21 protein-coding genes are annotated in these 23,694 nt (G+C 44.8%); 9 read left to right on the top strand and 12 right to left on the bottom strand.

The features are described from left to right. The first annotated feature begins 36 nt into the window (after positions 1–36). The 5 genes from pdxH (at position 37) to IEY09_RS10405 (ending at position 3,135) form a co-directional block, all read left to right on the top strand. Positions 37–675: a pyridoxamine 5'-phosphate oxidase gene (pdxH, locus tag IEY09_RS10385; RefSeq protein ID WP_055648129.1), complete on the top strand. Its 639-nt coding sequence runs from the start codon at positions 37–39 to the stop codon at positions 673–675. A gap of 18 nt (positions 676–693) precedes the next feature. Next, positions 694–1,149, top strand: a complete 456-nt coding sequence (locus IEY09_RS10390) for a YaiI/YqxD family protein (protein WP_055648128.1) — start codon at positions 694–696, stop codon at positions 1,147–1,149. Positions 1,150–1,297: 148 nt separating this feature from the next. Next, on the top strand, positions 1,298–1,873 hold the full coding sequence (locus IEY09_RS10395) for a YceI family protein (protein ID WP_037419949.1): 576 nt from the start codon (positions 1,298–1,300) through the stop codon (positions 1,871–1,873). Positions 1,874–2,044: 171 nt separating this feature from the next. Continuing rightward, positions 2,045–2,401, top strand: a complete 357-nt coding sequence (locus IEY09_RS10400; protein ID WP_037419846.1) for a DUF3802 family protein — start codon at positions 2,045–2,047, stop codon at positions 2,399–2,401. Positions 2,402–2,757: 356 nt separating this feature from the next. Next, positions 2,758–3,135, top strand: a complete 378-nt coding sequence (locus IEY09_RS10405; RefSeq protein WP_169547937.1) for a SpoIIAA family protein — start codon at positions 2,758–2,760, stop codon at positions 3,133–3,135. A gap of 67 nt (positions 3,136–3,202) precedes the next feature. Here IEY09_RS10405 and IEY09_RS10410 read toward each other — a convergent pair whose 3' ends face one another. The 3 genes from IEY09_RS10410 to nhaB all read right to left on the bottom strand — a co-directional run bounded on the left by IEY09_RS10410 (position 3,203) and on the right by nhaB (position 8,202). Further along, entirely contained in the window at positions 3,203–5,821 is a 2,619-nt protein-coding gene (locus tag IEY09_RS10410; protein ID WP_069455202.1) for a PAS domain-containing protein, read from the bottom strand. A gap of 156 nt (positions 5,822–5,977) precedes the next feature. Next, a complete protein-coding gene (gene dsbB, locus IEY09_RS10415) occupies positions 5,978–6,505 on the bottom strand; it encodes a disulfide bond formation protein DsbB (RefSeq protein WP_055646943.1) in 528 nt (175 codons plus the stop codon). 95 nt (positions 6,506–6,600) lie between these two features. Continuing rightward, entirely contained in the window at positions 6,601–8,202 is a 1,602-nt protein-coding gene (gene nhaB / locus IEY09_RS10420) for a sodium/proton antiporter NhaB (protein ID WP_037419860.1), read from the bottom strand. Positions 8,203–8,504: 302 nt separating this feature from the next. Here nhaB and fadR point away from each other — a divergent pair, with 302 nt between their 5' ends. Continuing rightward, positions 8,505–9,230, top strand: a complete 726-nt coding sequence (gene fadR, locus IEY09_RS10425; RefSeq protein WP_037419862.1) for a fatty acid metabolism transcriptional regulator FadR — start codon at positions 8,505–8,507, stop codon at positions 9,228–9,230. Between the two features lie 109 nt (positions 9,231–9,339). Here fadR and IEY09_RS10430 read toward each other — a convergent pair whose 3' ends face one another. The 4 genes from IEY09_RS10430 to sodB form a co-directional block, all read right to left on the bottom strand. Beyond that, a complete protein-coding gene (locus IEY09_RS10430) occupies positions 9,340–10,866 on the bottom strand; it encodes a SpoVR family protein (protein ID WP_188870969.1) in 1,527 nt (508 codons plus the stop codon). Positions 10,867–10,875: 9 nt separating this feature from the next. Next, complete coding sequence (locus IEY09_RS10435; protein ID WP_037419869.1) at positions 10,876–12,144, bottom strand: YeaH/YhbH family protein; 1,269 nt, start codon at positions 12,142–12,144, stop codon at positions 10,876–10,878. A gap of 65 nt (positions 12,145–12,209) precedes the next feature. Further along, the gene (locus IEY09_RS10440; protein ID WP_037419872.1) at positions 12,210–14,144 is read right to left on the bottom strand and encodes a PrkA family serine protein kinase; all 1,935 of its coding nucleotides are present in this window, start codon (positions 14,142–14,144) and stop codon (positions 12,210–12,212) included. A gap of 251 nt (positions 14,145–14,395) precedes the next feature. Further along, positions 14,396–14,980 (bottom strand): superoxide dismutase [Fe], encoded by a 585-nt coding sequence (sodB, locus tag IEY09_RS10445; RefSeq protein WP_011622352.1) that lies wholly within the window; start codon positions 14,978–14,980, stop codon positions 14,396–14,398. Between the two features lie 227 nt (positions 14,981–15,207). On the opposite strand from sodB, the gene IEY09_RS10450 reads away from it, so the two are divergent. Continuing rightward, on the top strand, positions 15,208–15,540 hold the full coding sequence (locus IEY09_RS10450) for a Grx4 family monothiol glutaredoxin (RefSeq protein ID WP_007649079.1): 333 nt from the start codon (positions 15,208–15,210) through the stop codon (positions 15,538–15,540). Positions 15,541–15,646: 106 nt separating this feature from the next. Here IEY09_RS10450 and IEY09_RS10455 read toward each other — a convergent pair whose 3' ends face one another. Then, a complete protein-coding gene (locus tag IEY09_RS10455; protein ID WP_188870971.1) occupies positions 15,647–16,885 on the bottom strand; it encodes a uracil-xanthine permease family protein in 1,239 nt (412 codons plus the stop codon). Between the two features lie 215 nt (positions 16,886–17,100). Between IEY09_RS10455 and IEY09_RS10460 the strand changes: the two genes are divergently transcribed. Together IEY09_RS10460 and hda are read left to right on the top strand one after the other, a co-directional pair. Beyond that, the gene (locus IEY09_RS10460; RefSeq protein WP_172587725.1) at positions 17,101–18,183 is read left to right on the top strand and encodes a DUF2066 domain-containing protein; all 1,083 of its coding nucleotides are present in this window, start codon (positions 17,101–17,103) and stop codon (positions 18,181–18,183) included. Positions 18,184–18,259: 76 nt separating this feature from the next. Further along, positions 18,260–18,970 carry a DnaA inactivator Hda gene (hda, locus tag IEY09_RS10465; protein WP_037419883.1) on the top strand — a complete coding sequence of 237 codons (711 nt, stop codon included), beginning with the start codon at positions 18,260–18,262 and terminating at the stop codon, positions 18,968–18,970. Between the two features lie 112 nt (positions 18,971–19,082). Here hda and IEY09_RS10470 read toward each other — a convergent pair whose 3' ends face one another. From IEY09_RS10470 to bepA, 4 genes are all read right to left on the bottom strand, one after another. Continuing rightward, complete coding sequence (locus IEY09_RS10470) at positions 19,083–21,035, bottom strand: hypothetical protein (protein ID WP_055646944.1); 1,953 nt, start codon at positions 21,033–21,035, stop codon at positions 19,083–19,085. A 279-nt stretch (positions 21,036–21,314) separates the two neighbouring features. Then, complete coding sequence (locus IEY09_RS10475; RefSeq protein ID WP_140906629.1) at positions 21,315–21,695, bottom strand: DUF2069 domain-containing protein; 381 nt, start codon at positions 21,693–21,695, stop codon at positions 21,315–21,317. A gap of 51 nt (positions 21,696–21,746) precedes the next feature. Continuing rightward, complete coding sequence (arsC, locus tag IEY09_RS10480) at positions 21,747–22,097, bottom strand: arsenate reductase (glutaredoxin) (protein WP_188870985.1); 351 nt, start codon at positions 22,095–22,097, stop codon at positions 21,747–21,749. A gap of 112 nt (positions 22,098–22,209) precedes the next feature. Beyond that, positions 22,210–23,679 (bottom strand): beta-barrel assembly-enhancing protease, encoded by a 1,470-nt coding sequence (gene bepA, locus IEY09_RS10485; RefSeq protein WP_188870973.1) that lies wholly within the window; start codon positions 23,677–23,679, stop codon positions 22,210–22,212. Positions 23,680–23,694: the final 15 nt, after the last annotated feature.

Consider the following 23,694-nt stretch of genomic DNA (forward strand, 5'->3'; position numbering starts at 1 on the left):
ATAGCAATCATTGTGCGCTTATAAAAAGGAAAACCTATGACAGATCTCAGTGATATTCGCCGTGAATACACCAAAGGTGGCTTAAGACGCGCCGATTTACCCCAAAACCCGATGCAGTTATTTGAATTGTGGATGACACAAGCCAGAGATGCGCAGCTGAGTGATCCTACCGCGATGTGTGTTGCCACAGTGGATGAACATGGCCAACCTTTTCAACGAATTGTACTGTTAAAGCGTTTTGATGAAACAGGTTTTGTGTTCTTCACTAACTTGGGCAGTCGCAAGGCACAGCAGATTGCGGCCAATAATAAAGTGAGTCTACATTTTCCTTGGCATCCGATTGAACGCCAAGTGTCGATTCTCGGTGAGGCGCAGCCGCTTTCTACCGCCGAAGTGCTGAAATACTTTATGACCCGCCCCAAGGATAGCCAGATTGCCGCTTGGGTTTCGCAGCAGTCGAGCAAACTGAGTGCCAGACAAGTGCTCGAAGGTAAGTTCTTTGAAATGAAAGCGAAATTTGCTAAGGGCGATGTACCATTGCCGAGCTTTTGGGGCGGTTACTTAGTTAAGCCGTCAAGTATTGAGTTTTGGCAAGGTGGAGAGCATCGCTTGCATGACCGCTTTCTCTACACTCGCCAAGCGGATGAATGGATGATTGACCGTTTAGCACCCTAATGGCTTTAGGAGCTTAATGTGGAACAGTATAAGATTTGGGTGGATGCCGATGCTTGCCCAAACCCAATTAAAGAGATTTTATTTCGCGCAGCTGAGCGAAAGGCGCTGCCGCTAGTGCTGGTGGCGAACCAAATGCTACGGGTGCCACCGTCACCGTATATCAGTCAAGTGCGTGTTGGCTCAGGCTTTGATGTGGCGGATCAATACATTGTCGACCATGTTGAGGCCACACATTTAGTCATCACTGCCGATATCCCGTTGGCGGCGCAAGTGATCGAAAAGGGCGCGCTGGCGCTCAACCCCCGCGGTGAACTCTACACCACTGACAATATTCGCCAAAAGCTTACGATGCGTGATTTTATGGAAGATTTACGTTCATCGGGTGTACATACAGGTGGACCTGATACTTTGTCTGCGGCCGATAAGCAGGCTTTTGCCAATAGTTTAGACAAATGGCTTGTGCGGGTAAAATGATAGTTCACTGGTCGCTAATCAATAAAAAGAGTATCTTTAGTGAAGCTTAGGTGATCTTTGTCACGGTTTGCTAAGTGCTGAGCAGCTTTGTACTTCATAACAAGGAGCTGCTGCTGGGTCTTACAACTCACAATTGAGGATGGATACGATGAATAAATGGATAGGAATCGCGGCATTATCGACGTTGATCAGCTTCAGCTCCGTTGCCCAATGGCAAGTGATTGAGCAGGATTCTAGGGTCAGTTTCGTGTCGGTAAAAAAGGGGGATATTGCTGAGGTTCATCATTTTAAGCAGCTAAAAGGTACTCTGAAGGATACTGGCCAATTTGAGCTAACAATTCCGCTGATAAGCGTAGCAACGGGTATTGATGTGCGTGATGAGCGTATGCAGCACTTATTGTTTGAAGTGTCATTGTATCCTGAACTTAACTTGAGTGCCCAAGTCGATAGTCAAATGCTCAAAGCGCTTGCAGTGGATGAGTCAAAGGTTGTTGACATCGAGGGCAAAATTGCCCTGCATGGAAAACAGCAAACAAAAACTTTTTCGGTAATTTTGACCAAAGTATCTGATAATAAACTGATGGTTAGTAGTTTTCAGCCGATAATTATCAATGCCAATGAATTTGGCTTGGTTGCAGGGGTTGATAAGTTGCGTGATATTGCAGGTTTATCTAGTATTAGCCAAGCCGTTCCGGTGTCGTTTGTACTAACCTTAACTCAGTAACAACAATAAGATTGGTTTAGATCAATACGTCAGCTGTTGTATTTAAGATAAGGTTATGAGGTGGCTGACGTATAATGCTCATACTGACCACTTAATGGGTGGATGTTGAGGCTTTTTAGATGTTAACAGTGTCCTTAATGGCGCTCGATTTAGTTGTTTTAAGGGTTAAAAATGGTCACAGATAAAGACGGTTACATGCATTTAATCCAGTATTTGACTGAGCATCTTGGCTTGTTCGAAACGCCTGATACCCAAAATGTGTCCGACGATACTGTGATGGAATTGTTTGAGGAACAATTATCCGCGCAGATTATTATGGTCTGTGGTCAAAATCCGTCACTCTCCTTTAGTGAGCGTAATACCATTATCCGTGAGGTCGATGCCATTGTGTATGATCTCGAGGAAATTCTCGCCTCTGTAGCCAATCATAGGGCAACACCTGAGCAAACGCTGTTTATCACTGAATTTTCAGGACTCATCAAAAATTTATTCGATCAAGAGATCGCAAAATTTCAATCCCATGCTTAATGTTTGAGTCTAGTCATCGGGTTACTCCCATTGCTTGTCGTTAGCTCTTGGGAATTGGAGTCGTGTTTTAATCCCGTTCCTTGCCTTCAGCAATTGCATATTGGTTTTTCCATCATGGCTTGTCTCTTCACACTGGATTGATTGCCGTTGTTAGTAACAACCCTTTGTGCTCATTTTTCTGTTTTCTGTCGATATTCGCACAAAAGCCTATGTGGTTAGGGGAGATAAGCTATCACTCTGCTTATTTTGCTTTCCGAGTCGTAGAAAAATCACCAGTTGTTTAAGCATCTTTGCTTACAGGGTATATCTTTACTCTATAACGATATTTTTGGGTGATATACGAAGGGAGATGCATGATGCTAACCATATGTCCTAGCTATGCCGATGATTTATTAACCATTGCTGTTTCCGGTCAGGTAACGCATCAGGATATTGAAACCATTTTGTTTCCGGCCATTGAAGCCAAGTTATTGGATCATGCTTGTATTCGTTTATGGTATGAATTTAGTGCTGATTTTATGGGTGTTACAGTTGGAGCACTTTGGGACGATGCTTTACTCAGTGTGTTCCATTTCAGTGATTTCGCGCGGGTAGTGATGATTGCGGACACGCAAATGCTTGGGACTATGGTCAATACGTTAGCTTTTATGTTGCCTTGTCCGGTTAAAGTCTTTGGCGAAAATGAGCGTGTACTGGCTAAGGAATGGCTAGACGACAAAGTGATTGCACTGTAACAGAGAGTAACTGCTCGGATTGTTGATGCTTAATTTGTAAAGCATACAGCAGGGCGGCAAAGAGCTGTTACACCGTAGCCAACGGCCAATAGCACTCGATTTGAGTGCCTAGATTGAGTTCGCTGTTTACGATTAGCTCGCCATTTAACTCATATTTTATCCACAAATTGAGGCAGGATAGCGTTCCTGTACATTGTCTTTGATGTATGTCATGCCTGAGTTGCTCAAGATGAGCTGTCGAGATCCCCACACCATTATCCTGTAGCAGTATATGTAATTCATTACCTCGTTTATCGAGTTGCAACAGTATTTCGCGGTGTTGATGATGCTCTTTAAATGCGTGTTGTAGAGTGTTATTAAGCAATCGATAGAAAAACTGCAAATATTGCCAAGCATTACCATCGATAATTAATAGTTCATCGCAGTTAAGATTTACTTTCACCTGTGCTTTGAGTAATTGTGGCTGTAATAGGCTGAGCAAATGCTGGAGAAACTGCGCTAAATGGAGCGGGCGTATTTCACTATGTTGATCAGTAAATAGCTGCGATATTTGTCTTAATCTTACGGCCTGTTGACTCATGAGATGCACCGCTTTAGCAGACTGGTCGACATATTCATCTTGACGAATCTGACATACTTGAGCGAGGAGGCGATCCTGCTCTTGCATCATTTGATTAATCACTTCGGCGAGGAAGTGCTGCATGAGTTTTAGACTTTGCTGTTTATTGAGGTTGAGTTGGATTTGCTGTGTAATTTCATGATTGAGCTCACCTATCTGCTCCCTCATTAAGGCGAGTTCTTGCTGGGCTAACTGAGTTTGATGTTGCTGTTCCTTCATTTGTTGCTGTTGTTGTTCTAGCAGTTTTTCTTGTGCTTTCTCTTGGCGCTTTTTGAGATCCATATTAAAGCCAATTGCACCAACGCCGATAGAATTATCTTCATCATCTCGGATATCAAACTTTGTCATCTGGTAAATAATTTCACCACGGGGAGTTGGTATTGGCTCTTCAAAATGCAGAGCATCGTGGCGATGGTTTACCCGTTGATCGTTCTGTTGGTAGAGTTGAGCAAGAGGAGCTGGGAAGAGTTCAAAATCCATGGCACCGATAATTTTTCGCCGTTCGATACCGAGTACTTCACAATATTTATGATTGACCAAGGTGTATCTGCCATTTAAGTCTTTGATATAAATGATGGTAGATGCAAAGTCTAATAAAGATCTTAATTGTTCCTTATGTCGATTCAATTCCTGTTGAACATGTTGTTGACTAAGTAACTGTTGTTCCAGTGCGAGATTGCTGGCATCTAAACTCGCCATAGCGATTTCAAGCTGTTGAGTACGCGATAAAAAAGTCTTTGCGAGTAATCCGACTTCGTCATGGCGCTCTTTGGCTTTGAGTTCGATGGAGGCAGAGTCATTGCGTTTAAGCGCTCTGACCATTTCCATTATAGGAGCCATGATTAGCCTATGTTGCAGTATGAACAAGGATATAAGGCCTAGCATTTGGATTGCGACTAAAGAAAGCCCCACCTTTTCAATCAGTTTTTTAGCGGTGTCTTGTAACGGCGCGACTGGTGTGACGACTAAAATTTTCCAATAAGTATGGGGCATAAGAAAAACAGAAACGAGTGAAGGCGCCTTTAGGACAGGATCCATTGTCAATGCGATTGAAGCGATACGTCGGGGTGTTGTGAAATGGTTTTTCGCGTTGTCATTCACAATTGCAGAGAGCATTTCTCGCTCATTATCGCTGCTTAATCGAGTGAGATTATCCATTTGCTCTTGAGTAAAAACGCGCTCAGCAATTGCTTGGTCGATAAAACTGCGATCTGCCAACTGAAGCGCTGATGCTATAGGAGTAAAAGCGTGCTCTACTTTAGCTAATGCATCAAAGCTCATTAAATGGTGTGTCGTATCAGACTGAGATTGGCGTGTATTATCACGATTAGGAAAAGCCAGTATTTGATTTTGATGGTCAATAGCCACGACATAGCCACTGACATCCAACATGGCATTGCGTAACAGCTGGTTGAGTTTTTCTAGACTAATATCCGTGGTAGCTGCACCGATAAATTGATGATCTACCCACATGGCGCTTGATGCGGTAACCATAGGTTCATGGGTTGTGGGATCGACATAGGATTTAGACCAAAAGACTTTACCCGCGGGGAAAAAACGGGTTGGTCGATACCATTCTTCAGTATGATAACTTGGGAAGTTATCACTGTTGTAGCTGTCTATCGCTACCAACTCACCGCGAATATTGTGCGCCCAAAACAAGCTGTCACGGAACTTTTGCCGATTAAATGCGCCTGGCTCAGGCCAAATACCTCCACCAGAGATGATGTCTTTTTGACTTTCTATCGAAAGTAAAACGGGAATACTTTTACTGAGCTGTTCAGGTTCATGGCGGTAGAGCATGGCGATTTGACTAATCGCATTCACTTGATTTTCGACTTGTGAGGTCATCTCCTGCAGTTTAGCAATAATTATTTGACCGTGATTCTGATTAAGCAACGTCTGTTGCTCACTGATTTGTTGGGTCTGGATATTAAGGATGACCCAAGCAGTACTGAAAATCAGTATGCTGGCGATGATGAGTTGGAGCAAGCTGAGCTTAAACGGCAGGCTTTTTTGCCATTGGGTTAACGAGGCTTGTGGCGCAAAGATAGGCCGTTTATCCATGTTATACGGGGTCCAAATGCCGCGATCATTGAGCCAGTTTAGCTTTTTTTGATCTAATTGCCATTGGCTTAAATCAAAGTTAAGTCATAACACTGACTAAAGTTATAAATGGAGAGGCATAAAAATAAGGCAGACCTTAAGTCTGCCTATTGAAACTTATTTATAGAGTGACGGTTTATCTGAGCCGCTGAGAATTGGCACAATAAACAGTAATAACATCACTAGATAACCACTAAAGGCAACGACCATCCATTCGGCCATTGTCACTCCCATAAATTGCCATGGCACATCGGTACACATACCCGTCGGCATCATGATGGCAGGAAACCATTCATGCAGTGGCATCCAGGCTGGAAATTCGGGTAAAAACGAGCAGGTAGAAAATGGTGAGGGATTGTTTTGCATATCCACTAAGGCTAATGCTAGCTTTAGGCCCCATGTTGCGCTTATTGCCCAACCCAGTGCACCCAAAATTCGAACGATACGGTACTTTGGCACCGTCATTCCCACAAGTCCTGCAGCCAAAATACCGAATACAGCGAGTCTTTGGTAGATACACATCACACAGGGATCTAATTTCATCACGTATTGAAAATATAAAGCGGCCGCTTCAAGGACAATCGCAGAGCCTGTCAGAATAAACCAAGATGCACGGGAATGGGCAAAGCGAGTGAATGCTGTCAAAAGTGAACTCCATATCAACAAAAAACGCCCTTGAAGATAGGGCGTTTGTTTGACTGTACTGAACTCATAAAGTTCAGTCAACTCTGATATTTATGTTAGTGAGCTGCCGCAGGCGCTAAGGCTTCCTTAACACTGTGGTGCAAAATTGCATGGGAATCATAGAAATACTGCGTCATTTGCTCTAAGAAACCCATTTGAATCGCCATTACACCCACAACCGATAGGACGATCGTGTAAGGCAATGCCATCCATACCATTCTGCCGTAGGACAAGCGGATGAGTGGTGCAAGTGCTGATGTCAGTAAGAACAGGAATGCAGCTTGACCATTGGGTGTTGCAACTGAAGGCAAGTTAGTTCCAGTGTTAATTGCCACAGCCAACAGGTCGAATTGATCGCGGGTAATTTGACCATTAATCAAAGCCGCTTTGACTTCGTTAATGTAGACCGTCCCCACAAACACGTTATCACTGACCATAGAGAGTAAACCGTTAGCAATATAGAAAATCACTAATTGGGTATTGCCTTCGTGGTTCAGCGCCCATTGGATCACGGGAGCAAATAGTTGTTGATCAATAATCACTGCGACCACGGCAAAGAATACCGCTAACAGCGCCGTAAAGGGGAGAGCTTCTTCGAAGGCTTTTCCTAGGGCATGTTCATCGGTAATACCGTTAAACGCAGTGGCTAAAATAATCACGGATAAACCAATCAAGCCGACAGAGGCTAAATGTAACGCAAGACCTGCAATCAACCAAACCCCAATAATGGCTTGAACAATAAGCTTCATTTTATCTTTATTGGTACGACGTGCATCTTCATAGGCTGCATAGTCACAGAGGATTTTATGAACAGCATCAGGTAATTGCGCACCGTATCCAAAGATACGGAATTTTTCGACTAAGTAGCAGGTTAAGATACCAGCAATCAGGACCGGCACGGTAACTGGTGACATACGAATTGCAAACTCACCAAACTGCCAGTTAGCTTGGGCGGCAATAATTAAGTTTTGTGGTTCGCCAACCATAGTACACACGCCACCTAATGCGGTACCGACGCCTGCGTGCATCAATAGGTTACGTAAGAAGCCACGGAAGGACTCCAGCTCAGCTTCGTTGAGTTGGGCATCACCTTCCTCGTTTTTATCTTCTGAAGTATGGTCATGATCGGCAGAGAAATCTTTACCCGAGGCAACTTTGTGGTAAATAGAGTAAAAGCCCACTGCAACGGTAATAATTACTGCAATAACGGTTAAAGCATCTAAAAAGGCGGATAGGAATGCTGAAGCTAAACAAAACATTAAAGACACTAAGATTTTAGATCGGACTTTGGTGATCATCTTAGTAAACACGAATAGCAGCAGTTGCTTCATGAAGTAAATGCCAGCCACCATGAACACTAGCAATAATAACACTTCAAGGTTAGCTTCAATTTCGTGTAGCACTTGACTGGCTGAAGTCATGCCAATTGCAACCGCTTCGATGGCTAACAAACCGCCGGGTTGTAATGGATAGCATTTTAACGCCATTGCTAGGGTGAAAATAAATTCAAGCACTAATACCCAACCAGCCACAAAGGGACTGACATAGAAAAAGAGTATTGGATTGATTATTAAAAACGACAGTATTGCGATCTTGTACCACTTAGGTGAGTTACCTAAGAAGTTTCCAATAAACGCCTGACTCATTGTCATCGGCATGGCATCCTCTCTTCTAATTATGTTTTAAATTTCACAAGTTATTGTTAGTGACATATGTTTTAGGATTCAGTCTAGCCTAAAGAGAATGCTAATGTAACGAGTTACTCAAACCCAGATTTCAAAAAGCGGAGCTAATCGGCAAAATTGGTACAATTGCTATTGATTTGTGTCGATTTATTAAACATTTTTGTGACAATTGTACGCTGATGAAGCGGGGAGTTTCAGTCAATGGTTTCCATTTTTTACCGCTCTGGTATGATCAGTGACCATTATTAAAGCACAACAACTGGATAAGTGGGCTGATGATTATCAATGCCAAAGGACCTGCAAGTTTTGCAGAGAAGTATATTGTAAGATCGATTTGGGAAAATAAGTTTCCTCCAGGGTCCATTTTACCGGCTGAACGTGAGCTTTCTGAATTGATCGGCGTGACCCGGACGACGTTGCGTGAGGTGTTACAGCGTTTAGCACGTGATGGTTGGTTGAAAATTCAACATGGCAAGCCGACTCGTGTCAATAATTTTTGGGAAACTTCGGGTCTGAATATTCTCGAGACGATTGCAGATCTCAACCCTGAGGGCTTCCCTGTACTAGTGGACCAATTACTCTCTGCTCGTACCAATGTGAGTGCAATTTATTTCCGTGGCGCACTGCGCAACAGCCCTGATACTGCGATGGAAGTATTGGCTAAAATCCATCAGTTAGAGGATACCGCTGAATCCTTTGCTGAGTATGATTATCTGTTACATCATACCTTAGCTTTCTCATCGGGTAATCCGCTTTATGTATTAATCTTGAATGGCTTTAAGGGACTATATAGTCGAGTTGGGCGTTACTATTTTAGTAGTCCAGAGGCTCGTCAGTTGGCACTTAATTTTTATAAAGAGTTAGAACTGTTAGCGAAAGCGAAAAACTATCTCGATGTGCCTGCATTAATGCGTACCTATGGGATCAATAGTGGCAAAATGTGGCTGCAATTGCGTGATGATATGCCGTCTTCAATTGCTCAACAGGATTCGCATTCGTAGCTGACGCTGAGCATTCACTATCTGGGTGCTTGTTAACATCAGGTCAAATAAAATATGAAAGCCGTTTTCGCTAAAACGGCTTTTTTGTATGTTGTCTTACCACGGATTATCAGTCCGCTTTGGGCTGCTCAGGGCATGTAGCTAATAATGTAATACTATTATCAGCGTTGGCTTGTTCAAGGCTAACACTAAAACCCCAAAGACGGTGTAGATGCTTGAGCACTTCTTTGTAGCTATTAGCAAGCGGGATATCTTTGTTGGGAACGTACCTTAGCGTAAGGGATCTGTCGCCGTTTATTTCAACATTATGCACTTGAATATTGGGTTCAATATTAGACAAATTGTACTGCTGCGATAATAAATTACGAATATCTTGATAGCCCTGTTCATCGTGGATGGCGGATACGGATAAATAGTTACGTTTTTCATCATCATGGATGCCAAACAGTTTGAATTGACGGATCACTCTTGGTGACAGGTATTGGCTGATAAAACTCTCATCCTTAAAGTTCTGCATCGCAAAGTGTAGGGTTTCGAGCCAATCACTCCCCGCAATATCCGGAAACCAGGCTTTGTCTTCATCAGTCGGAGCCTCACAGATGCGCCGAATATCGGTAAACATCGCAAACCCTAGGGCATAGGGATTGATACCGCTGTAGTATCGGCTGTTATATTCAGGCTGCGCTACGACGCCCGTATGGCTTTGCAAAAACTCCATCATAAAGCGGTCAGTGACAACACCATCATCGTATAAATGATTCAAAATGGTGTAGTGCCAAAAGGTTGCCCACCCCTCATTCATGACTTGTGTTTGTTTTTGCGGATAAAAATACTGCGCCATTTTGCGTACGATCCGGATAATTTCCCGCTGCCATGACTCCAGCAATGGCGCATTTTTTTCAATAAAATACAGAATGTTTTCCTGCGGCTCGGCGGGAAAACGGCGCTTAGTGGTCGACGGTTGCTGCTGTTGATGGGTGGGAATAGTGCGCCACAAATCGTTCACTTGGCTTTGCAGATAGGCTTCGCGGTCTTTTTGCCTCGCTTGTTCTTCCCTAAAAGAGATTTCAGCAGGGCGTTTATATCTATCAACGCCATAGTTCATTAAGGCGTGGCAGGAGTCAATCACGCTTTCAACTTGCTCGACACCGTATTTTTGCTCGCAATCGCTGATATAGTTTTTAGCGAACACCAAATAGTCGATAATCGAACTCGCATCGGTCCAGGTTTTAAATAGGTAATTGTTTTTAAAAAAACTATTATGTCCAAAACAGGCGTGCGCCATGACTAATGCTTGCATTGTGATGGTGTTTTCTTCCATGAGATAGGCGATGCAAGGGTTGGAGTTGATCACTATTTCATAGGCGAGCCCCATTTGCCCACGTTTGTAGCCTTGTTCGGTCTCGATAAAGCGTTTGCCGAAAGACCAATGGGTATAGCCTATGGGCATCCCAATACCGGCATAGGCATCCATCATCTGCTCTGCGGTGATGATTTCGATTTGATTCGGATAGGCGTTTAATTTGTAAATTGCTGCCACCCGTTCAATTTCCTTTAAATAACTTTGTAGCAGCTCAAAGCTCCAGTCTGGACCATCGCTTAAGGCTGTACGTGTTTTTGCTTCTTTAATCCCCATAGAGCCCCCTTAAACCGCCTGTTTTTTAAATAATTCTCTAAAGACAGGGTAGATATCTTCGGCTTGACGAATATGTTGTACCGCTATGTTGTCGTAGTGTTGTTTTAGGGATTCGTATTCACGCCACAGGGTTTGATGGGCACGATTGGTGATTTCGATGTAGCTGTAATAGCGCACCAGTGGCAATATTTTTTGTTCTAACCATTGCCTACAGGTTGGTGAATCGTCGGCCCAATTGTCGCCGTCGGATGCTTGCGCGGCGTAAATATTCCACTCATTGGCAGGGTAACGCGCCTGTTGAATTTCGTGCATTAATTTCAAGGCGCTCGACACTATGGTGCCGCCAGTTTCCTGGGAATAGAAGAATTCATGTTCGTCTACTTCCTTCGCTTGGGTATGGTGACGGATATAGACCACCTCGAGGTTTTTGTAGGTACGAGTGAGGAACAAGTACAGCAAGATATAGAAACGTTTCGCCATATCTTTTGTCGCTTGATCCATCGAGCCCGACACATCCATTAAGCAGAACATGACCGCTTGGCTTGAGGGCACCTCGCGCCTTGCAAAGTTGTTGAAGCGTAAGTCAAAGGTATCGATAAACGGCACTTTAGCAATCTTCTGCTTTAACTCCTCAATTTGTGCTTTTAAATCCAAAATCAGCTCAGCTTTTGTTCCAGGTATATTTTCAAGCTCTGCCAGTTCCTGTTCCAACTCTTTGAGCAATTTCTTTTTACTCGCCGACATGGCAATACGGCGCGCCAAGGATGAACGCAGTGAGCGCACAATATTGATATTGGCAGGCACCCCATCATTGGTGAATCCCGCACGGTAGATTTGATACTCAACGAGCTTGTTGAGACGATTTTTTTGTAGATTCGGGAGCTCTAAATCTTCAAATAACAACTCAAGGTATTCATCCTTTGAGATTTCAAATGCAAAGTCATCATTACCTTCACCTGAATCGGAGGCATCACCTTTACCCGCTCCGCCGCCAGCACCTCCCGGTGGTCTGTCAATTTTATCGCCACGGGTAAATTGGTCATTCCCTGGGTGAACTCTGTCTCTTACGCCTCCTTTACCTTGATGGAACATAGGTTCACTGATATCCCGTGTTGGAATACTGATTTTTTCACCTTTATCTACATCCGTTACACTGCGACGCGTGACGGCATCGCTGACGGCTTTTTTGATTTGTTGCTTATATCGGTTGATAAAGCGTTGGCGGTTGACTGTGCTTTTTCCTTTCGCATTCAACCGTCTATCGATAAAGTTCGCCATACGCACCTCCCAAACCCCAGCGAAGGCTTTGGCAACACCAAAGCCTCGTTTTTAGTGAGCGCAAGTTAAGAGGATTTACGAACCCGTAAATACCACTCAGACAGGAGTCTGACTTGTTTTTTGGTATAGCCTTTCTCCATCATTCGATTGACAAAATCATCGTGTTTACGTTGATCGTCAGTCGAGGTTTTGGCGTTAAAGGAAATAACTGGCAGTAAGTCCTCTGTATTCGAGAACATTTTCTTCTCGATCACAGTGCGTAGTTTTTCATAGCTGGTCCACAGTGGGTTATGGCCCTCATGACTTGCGCGAGCGCGCAGGACAAAGTTGACAATTTCGTTACGGAAATCTTTTGGATTACTGATGCCCGCAGGTTTTTCGATTTTTTCAAGTTCGGCATTCAGTGCGGCGCGGTCAAACAACTGGCCCGTTTCTGGATCGCGATATTCTTGATCCTGAATCCAAAAATCGGCATAGGTGACATAACGGTCGAAGATATTTTGGCCGTATTCAGAGTAGGACTCTAAATAGGCGGTTTGGATTTCTTTACCGATAAATTCGACATATTTAGGAATTAAGTAGCCTTTTAAAAACTCCAGATAACGTTCTGCGGTATCGCTAGGAAATTGCTCCTGCTCAATTTGCCGTTCAAGCACATAGAATAAATGCACTGGATTAGCGGCAATTTCGGAATGGTCAAAGTTAAATACCCGTGACAGGATCTTAAAGGCAAAACGAGTAGAAAGGCCGTTCATTCCCTCATCGACGCCTGCATAATCGCGATATTCTTGGTAGGATTTTGCTTTAGGATCAGTATCTTTTAAGCTCTCACCATCATAAACTCGCATTTTCGAGTAGATAGAAGAGTTTTCTGGGACTTTGAGCCTTGATAGTACGCTAAATTGCGCTAGGGTTTCTATGGTTCCGGGGGCGCAAGGTGCTTGAGATAGCTCAGAATTTTGTATGAGCTTTTTGTAAATCTGCAGTTCTTCCGATACCCGTAAACAATAAGGCACTTTGACAATATAAACCCTGTCGAGGAATGCTTCGTTGTTCTTGTTATTTTTAAAGGTTGACCATTCTGACTCGTTAGAGTGTGCCAAAATAATCCCGCTATAGGGCAGGGCAGACAAGCCTTCCGTGCCGTTATAGTTACCTTCTTGCGTCGCGGTCAGCAGTGGATGTAGCACCTTAATCGGCGCCTTAAACATTTCCACAAACTCCATTATCCCTTGGTTAGCGCGACATAATGCGCCGGAGTAGGCATAGGCATCGGCATCATCTTGGGAGTAATGTTCCAGTTGACGAATGTCAACCTTACCCACCAAAGAGGAAATATCTTGGTTGTTCTCATCCCCAGGCTCGGTTTTGGCAATCGCCAATTGATCGAGAATAGAGGGATAGACTTTGACCACGCGGAATTTAGAAATATCGCCACCAAACTCGTGCAGACGTTTCACCGCCCAAGGTGACATGATGGTTTTGAGATAACGGCTGGGAATATTGAATTCATCCCGCAATAGTTGACCATCTTCGTCCACATCGAAGAGACAGAAGGGATGATCATTCACTGGGCTTCTTACCCCATTAGCGCTCAGAATATAAATGGGCACTTTTTGCATCAATGATTTAAGTTTTTCTGCCAGTGATGACTTACCGCCACCCACTGGGCCGAGTAAGTATAAAATTTGCTTAGATTCTTCTAAGCCTTGGGCTGAGTGTTTTAGGTAGGCAACGATTTGCTCAATCGCATCTTCCATACCGTAAAAGTCTTTAAATGCGGGATAGCGTGAGATGAGACGATTCGAAAAGATACGGCTTAGGGTTGGATTTTTAGCTGTATCGATAATTTCAGCATCACCGATGGCGAGCAGTAATCGCTCAGATGCTGACATATAAGCACTGCGATCTTCTTTACAGATATCCAGAAATTCCTGCAAAGTGTATTCTTCATCGAGTTTTTGTTCGTAGCGCTTTTGGTAATGCTCGAAAATGCCCATATAAACCCCCTGAAACGCCAGTGATGTTATGGAAGGGATAACTGATTTTTCAGCTTCCTACACTAATCTTAGACACAAACTTGCTTGCTGTGTCAAAAAAATATCAAATAAAAACAATAACAAATGATTGCAATTGCAATTATTGCACTTGTAGTTATCAGGTGAAGTTTAACGGGAAGTCGAAGATGAATGATTTTTGAGGTAATAAAAAAGAGCCACTTGGGCTCTTTTTAAGGATCGCTGAGAGACGATTAACCCGCGAAGTTTTGGTTCACGAAGTCCCAGTTAACTAATTGCCAGAAGTGGGCCAAGTAGTCAGGACGTACGTTGCGGTAATCGATGTAGTAAGCGTGTTCCCACACGTCAACAGTCAGGATTGGTGTCACAGTGCTGTCAGTCAGAGGAGTTGCAGCATTGCTAGTGTTGACGATAGCAACAGTGCCATCGGCTTTTTTCACTAACCAAGTCCAAGCACTACCAAAGTTGTTTACCGCAGAATCGGTAAACTGGGCTTTGAATGCGTCGAATGAGCCGAAAGCCGCGTTGATGGCATCAGCCACAGGGCCAGTTGGCTCACCGCCAGCGTTAGGCGCTAAGCAGTTCCAGTAGAAAGTGTGGTTCCAAACTTGAGCTGCGTTGTTAAATACGCCACCAGTAGAAGTTTTGATGATTTCTTCTAAAGATTTGCCTGCGAAATCGGTTCCTTCGATTAAACCGTTTAGCTTAACAACGTAGGTGTTGTGATGCTTGCCGTAGTGGTATTCAATGGTTTCTTGAGAAATGTGTGGTTCTAGTGCGTTCTTTGCATATGGTAATGCGGGTAATTCGAAAGCCATTAGTATCTCTCCATGGTCTTAGGTTATCGTTTTTTAAACGTGCTCACTGGACACTATTGTACCGATAAAATTTGTGATGTGAATCATTGTTTGGCTAATTGATTAGATAGGCGTCATCGAAAAACTAATTGCAGGCCATAACCTTACAAACTGTGGGATTTTGTTCTGTGCTTAGCTGTCGTACAATAGCCAGCATTGAGTCAATGTCATCATACTTAGGAATTAAAATGGAAACAGTAGAGAAAATTAAACAGCAGATCGCTGAAAACCCAATCATTGTATACATGAAGGGTTCTCCTAAATTACCTAGCTGTGGTTTTTCATCTCAGGTAGCCCAAATCATGATTAACTGCGGCGAGCAGTTTGCGTTTGTGGATATTCTCCAGCACCCAGATATTCGTGCTGAATTACCTAAGTATGCAAACTGGCCAACCTTCCCACAACTGTGGATTGAAGGCGAGCTGATTGGTGGCTGTGATATCGTGGTTGATATGTACCAAAAAGGCGAATTACAGCCATTAATCAAAGCGACCGCAGAAAAGTACAAAACCGCAGAGTAATTACTCGTCACAGAGCGATGAAGAATAACAAAAAGCCGCTAAGTGAATAACTTAGCGGCTTTTTTATTGCCATATTCCTACTGAATGAGGAATTGAAGGGCAACACTTAGTGTGATGCCGCATCTCTATCGTGGTGTTTGCTCGCAGGTAATAGCAGATTCATGGTAATGGCGACAATCCCGCAAAGACTAATGCCTGTAAGGCTAAAAGAACCAATACCAAAGGCCATACCGCCAATACCGAAGACTAAGGTGACACCGACAATGCTTAAGTTACGCGGCTCGGATAAGTCCACGTGATTACGGATTAAGGTATTTAATCCTACAGCGGCAATTGAACCAAATAACAAACACATAATGCCGCCCATAACTGGAACGGGGATAGTTTGCATCAGTGCCCCTAATTTACCTATAAACGCTAAGGTAATGGCAGTGATGGCTGTCCATGTCATGATCCTTGGGTCGAAGTTACGGGTTAAGGTGACTGCACCTGTGACTTCTGAATAGGTGGTGTTTGGTGGACCACCGAAGGCTGCTGCGGCGATTGTTGCTACGCCGTCACCCGTTAAGGTGCGGTGCAGGCCAGGTTTTTTCATAAAATCCTTACCAGTGACATTGGAAATAGCCAAGATGTCACCGATATGTTCAACCGCAGGAGCAATGGCAACAGGGATCATAAACGCAATCGCATGCCAGTTAAATTCGGGGGCTACAAATTTTGGAATGGCGATCCAACTTGCTGCAGTGACTACCGCAAAATCGACGATACCAAATGCTAGACTCAGGCTGTAGCCAACGATAATGCCAGCAAGAATGGGCATCACCTTGAGTAACCCTTTAGCAAAAATCGCTACGGCAATGGTGGTACAAAGGGATACAAGCGAAATGATTAATGCCGTATTGGTTGCGACTAAGGTTAGACTGCCGTCGCCACTTTTGCCCAGCGCCATATTCACGGCAACAGGTGCTAAGCCCAGGCCAATGATAATGATGACGGGTCCTACAACTACAGGTGGTAACAGCCGATGAATAAAGTCAGTGCCGCGTACTTTAACTAAGGCGCCTAGGCATACATAGACCGCGCCTGCGGCCATGATACCGCCCATGGTTGATGGGATCCCCCAAGTTTGTACTCCGTAAAGAATCGGGGCGATAAAAGCGAAGGAGGAAGCCAGAAAAATAGGCACTTGGCGTTTAGTGATTAATTGAAATAGTAGGGTACCAATACCTGCGGTAAAGAGTGCAACACTGGTGTCGAGCCCGGTTAACAGTGGCATCAGTACTAGGGCGCCAAATGCGACAAACAGCATTTGTGCGCCCTGCAATGGAATAGCAAGTCGTCTCATTTATTATTCTCGTAAATTTAGGGTAAACCGCGAGATGATAACAGTTTGTTGCAATATGATCTTTATTAAATGATGTATTTGCGGGTGGCGATCACTGTTTTATGGCTTGTCAGAGTAGCGATCCTTATTCAGAGTATCGAATAAGGCTAAGACTCGCTAAAGGCGCGAACTATGGTACAATTTGCACTATCTGATGTTACTTCAACTACCCAAAGATGCTGAAATTTCTATTAAAGCCAAGCTTAGTCGCGTTTTTATACTGCCTGTTTACCGTTAATAGCCTGCAAGCTGTTGAAGTGAGTAAATTAGATGAGGCCGATGTACCGGTCACTTCCCGTGCGGTTCCAGAGCGTAATAGTGCGCTGAAAACCGCTTTAGAAAAAGTGATCATTAAAAACACGGGGACGGCCCGTTCTTTGGACAATAGCGTGATCCAATCGCAGTTAGCCAATCCTGATGCCTTGCTAAGTCAATTTGGTTATGTTGAACAAAATGGTCAATTGCTGCTGAAAGCAAATTTCGAGCATAGACGAATTGTGTCCTTGTTGCGTCAAGCACAACTCCCTGTATGGGGCACCCAGCGTCCATTGACCCTGTTTTGGGTGGCGATGCCCGGTGAAGGTGACACCATTTTATTAAGTGATTCTTCCACATCGACCGAGCGTCAGGCGTTTAGCTCCTTCTCTGATGAACGTGGGATACCTGTGCTATTGCCTATCCTCGATCTTGATGAACTCATGGGGATTAACCCGAACGATGTCAAAGGCATGTTTGCAGATATCGTGGCCAGTGTCTCTGGACGTTATCAAGCTGATTTCTTAGCGCTTGTTGCCATTGAGCCAGCAGGGAACCTGGTGCGTTATCGCTTAAATCTGTATTCTAAAACTACGATTGATTCATTAACGCCACCATTGTTTAGTTTTAATGGCAGTGCTGAAAATAGTGCGCAGGCAATCACAGCGATGATGGCTGCCCTAGGGGATTACTATTTTACTAAGTATGCTATTGCAGATTCTGGTGAGCAGGTTGGCGCCAGTGTGACCTTTGTGAACATTGATAAAATGGCACAAGTTGTCGAGGTAGAAAAGTATTTAAAACAACTGAGTGCGGTTAAGAATGCGACTTTGTCGCGCATTCAAGGTAACACTGTGACCTTTTCGTTAGATCTATTTGGCTCACAGACAGACTTTGAGCGTTTATTAAGTTTAGAGCCGAGAATTTCGGTGGTCGCTCCTGGAGAGTTTTCCGCCAGTGCGAGCCCTGCAGGTAAAACTGTCTATCAATGGCGGTTACCTTAAACTTCCCTCGTAGAGGCTGGGAAATACTCTACCCAGTCGCGTGGGGTTGATAATTTATTGATATTGAGACGTACGAGTGCCATTAAACTCACCGCTACAACTTTCATTGCCGGTTTATCTGCCAGACGATGAAACTTTTAATAGTTATTATCCTGCAGCGGGTAATGATGAACTTATTCAAAAGCTGCGCGCTAATGCTGAGGGGCATGGTGAAGCGGCTATCTATGTTTGGGGACCCGTAAAATCGGGACGTACTCACTTAATGCATGCCGCCTGTGCCCATGCTAATGAACTCGACCGCCGCAGCTTTTATCTGCCACTTGGGATCCATGCGAGTATTTCGACGGCGCTATTAGAAGGTTTGGAACAACTTGATTTGATTTGCATTGATGATGTGGACGACATCGCAGGCCACCCAGTTTGGGAAGAGGCGATTTTTGATCTGTATAATCGTGTTGCTGAAAATAAACATTGCGCGCTGGTGGTGAGTGGTCGGTCTGCGCCTGCGGATGCCGGATTTTTATTACCCGATTTAGTCTCAAGAATGCAGTGGGGACTCAATTATCAACTCCAGCCAATGGCTGATGATGAAAAACTCGCAGCATTGCAACGCCGTGCTGCCATGCGTGGGCTACAATTACCTGAAGACGTTGGGCGTTTTTTGCTCAATCGAATGGCAAGAGACCTTCGTACTCTGTTTGATGTGTTAGATAAACTTGATAAAGCATCTTTAGTGCATCAGCGCAAACTCACCATTCCTTTTGCAAAAGAAATGCTGCACCTCTGAGCTGATACCGTATTAGCAAAAAGCCCGTCGCATAATTACGACGGGCTTTTTTATATCTTCAAATGAGCTGAAATACTGAAATCTTGTCTATCTGCTCGCTTAGATCAAGTGACTACTGCTGCGGATGGCGATGACGATCGCCACTGAAGCGCAGCTCTGGCTCGGCTATGCTATCGCGACTGGCTGCGGTACTACTTTGTTGTCCTTTCACAATGGCTGCATTGGGCGATATCCCTAATGTTTGACGCCAGCTTTGCCCTTGGGTCATCGGGATGGGCTCGGGCAGGCTTGCTAGCAAGGTAATACCATCTAACTCGGGTAACATACCATCGATCACTAAGGCGGCACGGTTGAGCAAATTATCGGCGCCAATGCGGCCTCTTTGTCCCCAGTTGACGATAATCGTATCCGCGGTGATTACATCGGGTGCATTTGTCACTGCTACATCCCGCAGGATCTGATAGCGATAGCTCATCATCGCTTCTTCAAATAGCATTGCAGTGTCTTCGCGGGTGCTGGAATAATTGTAAAAATCATTGGCGATATCACTGGAGAAAAACGTACTGACATCCGAAGGTTGGTAGGCTTTTTGGGTGGCAGTGGCTTTCGCACCCAAGAAGCTCACTCCAGCAAGCCCAGTCATTTCGGTACTCGTGAGGGGATAACTGCGGCTTACTTGATCTGAAATCAAACTCTTACTGGCATTTCGGCGACTATAGTCATCCAATAGTCTTGGACCTGTAAGTGATGCGTGCACGCTTCTTGGGAAGAAGTCATTAGCGTGGGCGAGCTCATGGTATAAGAGTGAGGCGAGGTCAGGGTTAATTTGAGCCAGAGTCCGTGTGGCGCGCGTAGTGATTGGGAAGCCCTGTGAAGCATATTGATTATTTTTAACGTAACGCCATGGCATGATGAAATTCAGCTCATTGCCAAAGCTACTGCGATAATCTGGCGCTTCGTTGATGGTATCGCGCTGCATAGGTGTCAGCCAAAGGTCGTTGGGGTCGAGATAAATCGCCCCTGTAACAACCCAATAGAAAGATGGGCGCACATCATAACTAATCACCACTGCGGTGACCGATTGTAGCAGGCGGGCAAAGTCACTATTAGGATCCATCTGCCGTAAAAATGCGGCAAAATTGTCCCCCATCCAATCGTGGGACACTAATACCCGATCAAGAATCGTATCGACATCAAGGTTATCTGAAACTTGGCCTATGAGTGGCAATTGATTGATTGTACAAGCCTCTTTTAACTGATTCGAGTACACACAGCTCGTTAACGCACTGGCATAAGGTGAGGTTGGATGATAAGCATGAGTACGCGCAAGTGGCGTATCAAAGTAACTGGAGCTTATCGTGGGCGCTGCCGTGGTTAATACAAAGGCTTCATCTGTCACTACATTACCGTTAATCGTGGCTGATGCCCTAAGACGGGTTAAGGTATCTTGAGCAACAGCGGGTGCGGTAAAGAGGGGTCTAAAGGGATCGCTTATGTCAAGGCTGACATCGGGGCCTTCGGCGATACACCAATTGACATTGGCGGCACTGAGGCCGGCTTGCTGACCAATTCGCAAGCTTACATCGTTACCCTCAACGGCTTGATGGTCTTGACGAATATTCAGCAATCCGCCCGTGTTGTTATCGGCATTAATGCTGATGTCACCCGTCACATTGGTATTGGCGCCGGTGATTTGTAAGCGAAAGCGGTAGCTGCCCACGGCCGGGAGCTCCATCGCTAATACAGGACTATTTTGACTAACGAGTTCAATGCTGGGGCCTTCGAGTTGTTGCCAACGGAAGGTGAGATCCTGCGAATCGCGATTACCTAGGCTGGCAATAATGGCACCGGATTGTCCTACACCATATTGAGATTCCGTCTTAAACCGAATTGCACCAGTATCTGTGGTCACTAATGGTGTGACTGAGGTACAACGTGGCACATTGGTTGTGGGAGGCGTAACTGTGCCGCCATCGCTGTTGCTATCACCTCCGCCGCCACAGGCGCTCAATGTTGCTGCTGCGGCTATGATACTGAATCGACGAATTGGGCCCCATATTTCCATCATGACTCACTCCAATTAATTCGCTGTTATTGTTTGTTTTTGTTGTTTGACAGGCACGATTCACCGTCATTTATTGGCACAAAAAATGACTATAGCACGCTCTTTTAGTTACAAAAAGCGATCGAAGGTAGCTTAAATGTTATGGATTGTTTGTAGTGATTATTGGAGATAGGCGGGGCATTGATCATTTTGACTAAAAATGGATGGACTGACGCAGAGAGTGTGTCGGGCAATAAAAAGCGCGGTGTAAATCAACCGCGCTTTACTATATTCGGAATATTAGTCTTGCTTATCGGATTTTTTCTTCAGACCTAGGCCGAGTTCACGTCCACGGATACGAGCATAAAACGGGAACGCGACTAACAGCGCGCCAATGAGCAGGACCTCAATAATGGCAAAGGCCAATGCATCGGTCGTGACATACAACAAGGTGAGGGCGTGCAGCATATATAAGCATAAAATAAAGCTCGCCCATGCGTAGGTGTAAGGATTACCTTTTAAAATGCCTTTGATGGGAAGCAATAAAGGCAATATCCATAATAGGCTGAATAATAATGTATATTCCCCATTTATGCCTTGACCAATAAACCAGCCGCCCAGCAGCAGAACAAGGGCAAGGTAGCCTAAGCGGCTAAGTGTCAGTAGAGAGCTTGAGGTCATGATTTTCCTAATCTAAACATCCTGGAACAGTGGTGAAATAGCCTGAACAACTTAGAGAATATTCAGTACATTTTCCGGTGGACGACCAATGGCTGCCTGTTGATTGGCCAGTACGATTGGGCGTTCAATCAATTTTGGCGTCTTGACCATGGCGTCGATAAGTTGTTCTTCGGTTAAAGCCGGATTGGCAAGACCTAGTGCTTGATACTCGTCTTCCTTAGTGCGCATTAACTCACGGGCGCTGAGTTTGAGCGTGGCTAAAATTCCACGAATATCAGCGGCGCTTGGAGGATTCTTAAGGTATTCCACTATTGTGATTTCGCAGCCTTGCTCCTCGAGTAGGGCTAAGGTTTCGCGGCTCTTTGAACAACGTGGGTTATGGTAAATCGTTGCTTGGGTCATAGTACTCATGCTCAATCGGCTAAAACAATGGCGCGGATGATAGCAGAAAAAACAGCGCCCCGTCAGGGTGTTCGGGGCGCGATTATAGGCTGTAGAGATAAAATGGCTGATTTTACTTTAGGGCATCCATTTCTTTATCTGCCTGTTTAAATTGGCGGATACGTGCTTCGATTCGCGCCAGTTGTAATGGATTACCTTCCGAGGCGCGGTAAGCAAAGTTAAGCTGATCGATAGCGCCCTTATAGTTAGCGCCTAGCGCCATTAACTCGGCATTGGAGAAATACTCCATCCCTTGGTTACCAAGTTTCTTGTAGGCAAGATTTAACAACTGATAGGGCAGTTGATTCTGCTTATCGAGGAAAATCATATCTTCGAGCAGCGGAATCGCTTTAGCGGGGTCACCAGCCTCGATATAGATATTGGCTAAGTTAGCGTTGATCACCTGCGAAGTGGGTTTCATCTTCCGCTGAGTTTCGAGTAACTGAGTTGCCTGGGCATAATCCTTACGTTCGTTAAGCAAATCCGTCTTAGTATCGAGATAAAACAAGTTGTTATCATCGATTTTTAATAGTTCATCGACAATTTTTTCGGATTCATCAAACTTCTTCAATCTAAACAGTGCTAATGCTTTGCCGTAGAGGGCCGCCTCTTTAAAGCCATAGGTTTGCTTGTTAAGTTGTTTTTCAAACATGCTTAACACGGCATCATCACTGTAACTGGAAAAACGCACCTGAATACGGGCTTTAGCGAGCTGGAAGTTCAGATTATCCGGTACATAGCGGTGGGGATATTGCTGGGCACGATCCCGCGCTTCAGAGATCCGTGACTCAGGCAAAGGGTGAGTCAATAACATTTGCGGCGGCGTGGTGGTAAAACGGTAACGACTGGCGAGTTTGCCAAAGAAATCGGCGGAGGCATTAGGATCAAATCCCGCATCGACTAAAATTTGCATGCCGATACGATCGGCTTCTTTTTCATGCAGGCGGGTATAGTTGATTTTTGATTGTGTCGCCATGGCTTGGGTGGTTGCCAACGCGGCCATCCCTGCTTGAGGAACTGCGATCGTTAATAAAATGGCGCCGAGTAAACCAGCTACGGTCGCTGGTCCGGTTTTTTGCTGCGCTTCGAGGGAGCGTGCTAAGTGACGCTGGGTCACGTGGGTTATTTCATGGCCTAATACTGAGGCCAGTTCACTTTCGTTATCAGCATTAAGAAATAGCCCTGTGTGCACCGCAACGTGGCCGCCAAAGAAGGCAAAGGCGTTGATTTCATCATTTTGCAGCAAGAAGAAATAAAAGGGCGTTTTGACTCCCGTGGCGTGGGCGACCAATTTGTTGCCCAGTTCAGTTAAATATTGGCTCAATACCGGATCGTTCAGCATGGGCGCCGATGAGCGAATAACGCGCATATAGGCATCGCCATAGACCATTTCTTTTTCTAGGCTGAAGGTATTGACGGCGGCGGTACCCAGATCGGGCAAGTCGTTGTTGGCAAAACTCTTTGCGGCTCCACCGAGTAACATTAATGAAAGCACACTCGCCGCAAGGGGTTTACATCGGGTCAAAAACGTCAAATTACGCAAGTGGATCCTTTATTT

It is taken from the genome of Shewanella xiamenensis (assembly GCF_014647135.1).
Classification (GTDB): Bacteria; Pseudomonadota; Gammaproteobacteria; order Enterobacterales; family Shewanellaceae; genus Shewanella; species Shewanella xiamenensis.

Coding starts and splice junctions, on each gene's coding strand:
- IEY09_RS10455 (WP_188870971.1), bottom strand. CDS start 16,885: ATGAGACGACTTGCTATTCCATTGCAGGGCGCACAAATGCTGTTTGTC.
- IEY09_RS10470 (WP_055646944.1), bottom strand. CDS start 21,035: ATGGAAATATGGGGCCCAATTCGTCGATTCAGTATCATAGCCGCAGCA.
- arsC (WP_188870985.1), bottom strand. CDS start 22,097: ATGACCCAAGCAACGATTTACCATAACCCACGTTGTTCAAAGAGCCGC.
- IEY09_RS10475 (WP_140906629.1), bottom strand. CDS start 21,695: ATGACCTCAAGCTCTCTACTGACACTTAGCCGCTTAGGCTACCTTGCC.
- IEY09_RS10435 (WP_037419869.1), bottom strand. CDS start 12,144: ATGGCGAACTTTATCGATAGACGGTTGAATGCGAAAGGAAAAAGCACA.
- IEY09_RS10450 (WP_007649079.1), top strand. CDS start 15,208: ATGGAAACAGTAGAGAAAATTAAACAGCAGATCGCTGAAAACCCAATC.
- sodB (WP_011622352.1), bottom strand. CDS start 14,980: ATGGCTTTCGAATTACCCGCATTACCATATGCAAAGAACGCACTAGAA.
- IEY09_RS10400 (WP_037419846.1), top strand. CDS start 2,045: ATGGTCACAGATAAAGACGGTTACATGCATTTAATCCAGTATTTGACT.
- nhaB (WP_037419860.1), bottom strand. CDS start 8,202: ATGCCGATGACAATGAGTCAGGCGTTTATTGGAAACTTCTTAGGTAAC.
- IEY09_RS10410 (WP_069455202.1), bottom strand. CDS start 5,821: ATGGATAAACGGCCTATCTTTGCGCCACAAGCCTCGTTAACCCAATGG.
- IEY09_RS10405 (WP_169547937.1), top strand. CDS start 2,758: ATGCTAACCATATGTCCTAGCTATGCCGATGATTTATTAACCATTGCT.
- fadR (WP_037419862.1), top strand. CDS start 8,505: ATGATTATCAATGCCAAAGGACCTGCAAGTTTTGCAGAGAAGTATATT.
- IEY09_RS10460 (WP_172587725.1), top strand. CDS start 17,101: ATGCTGAAATTTCTATTAAAGCCAAGCTTAGTCGCGTTTTTATACTGC.
- pdxH (WP_055648129.1), top strand. CDS start 37: ATGACAGATCTCAGTGATATTCGCCGTGAATACACCAAAGGTGGCTTA.
- IEY09_RS10395 (WP_037419949.1), top strand. CDS start 1,298: ATGAATAAATGGATAGGAATCGCGGCATTATCGACGTTGATCAGCTTC.
- IEY09_RS10430 (WP_188870969.1), bottom strand. CDS start 10,866: ATGGGGATTAAAGAAGCAAAAACACGTACAGCCTTAAGCGATGGTCCA.
- IEY09_RS10440 (WP_037419872.1), bottom strand. CDS start 14,144: ATGGGCATTTTCGAGCATTACCAAAAGCGCTACGAACAAAAACTCGAT.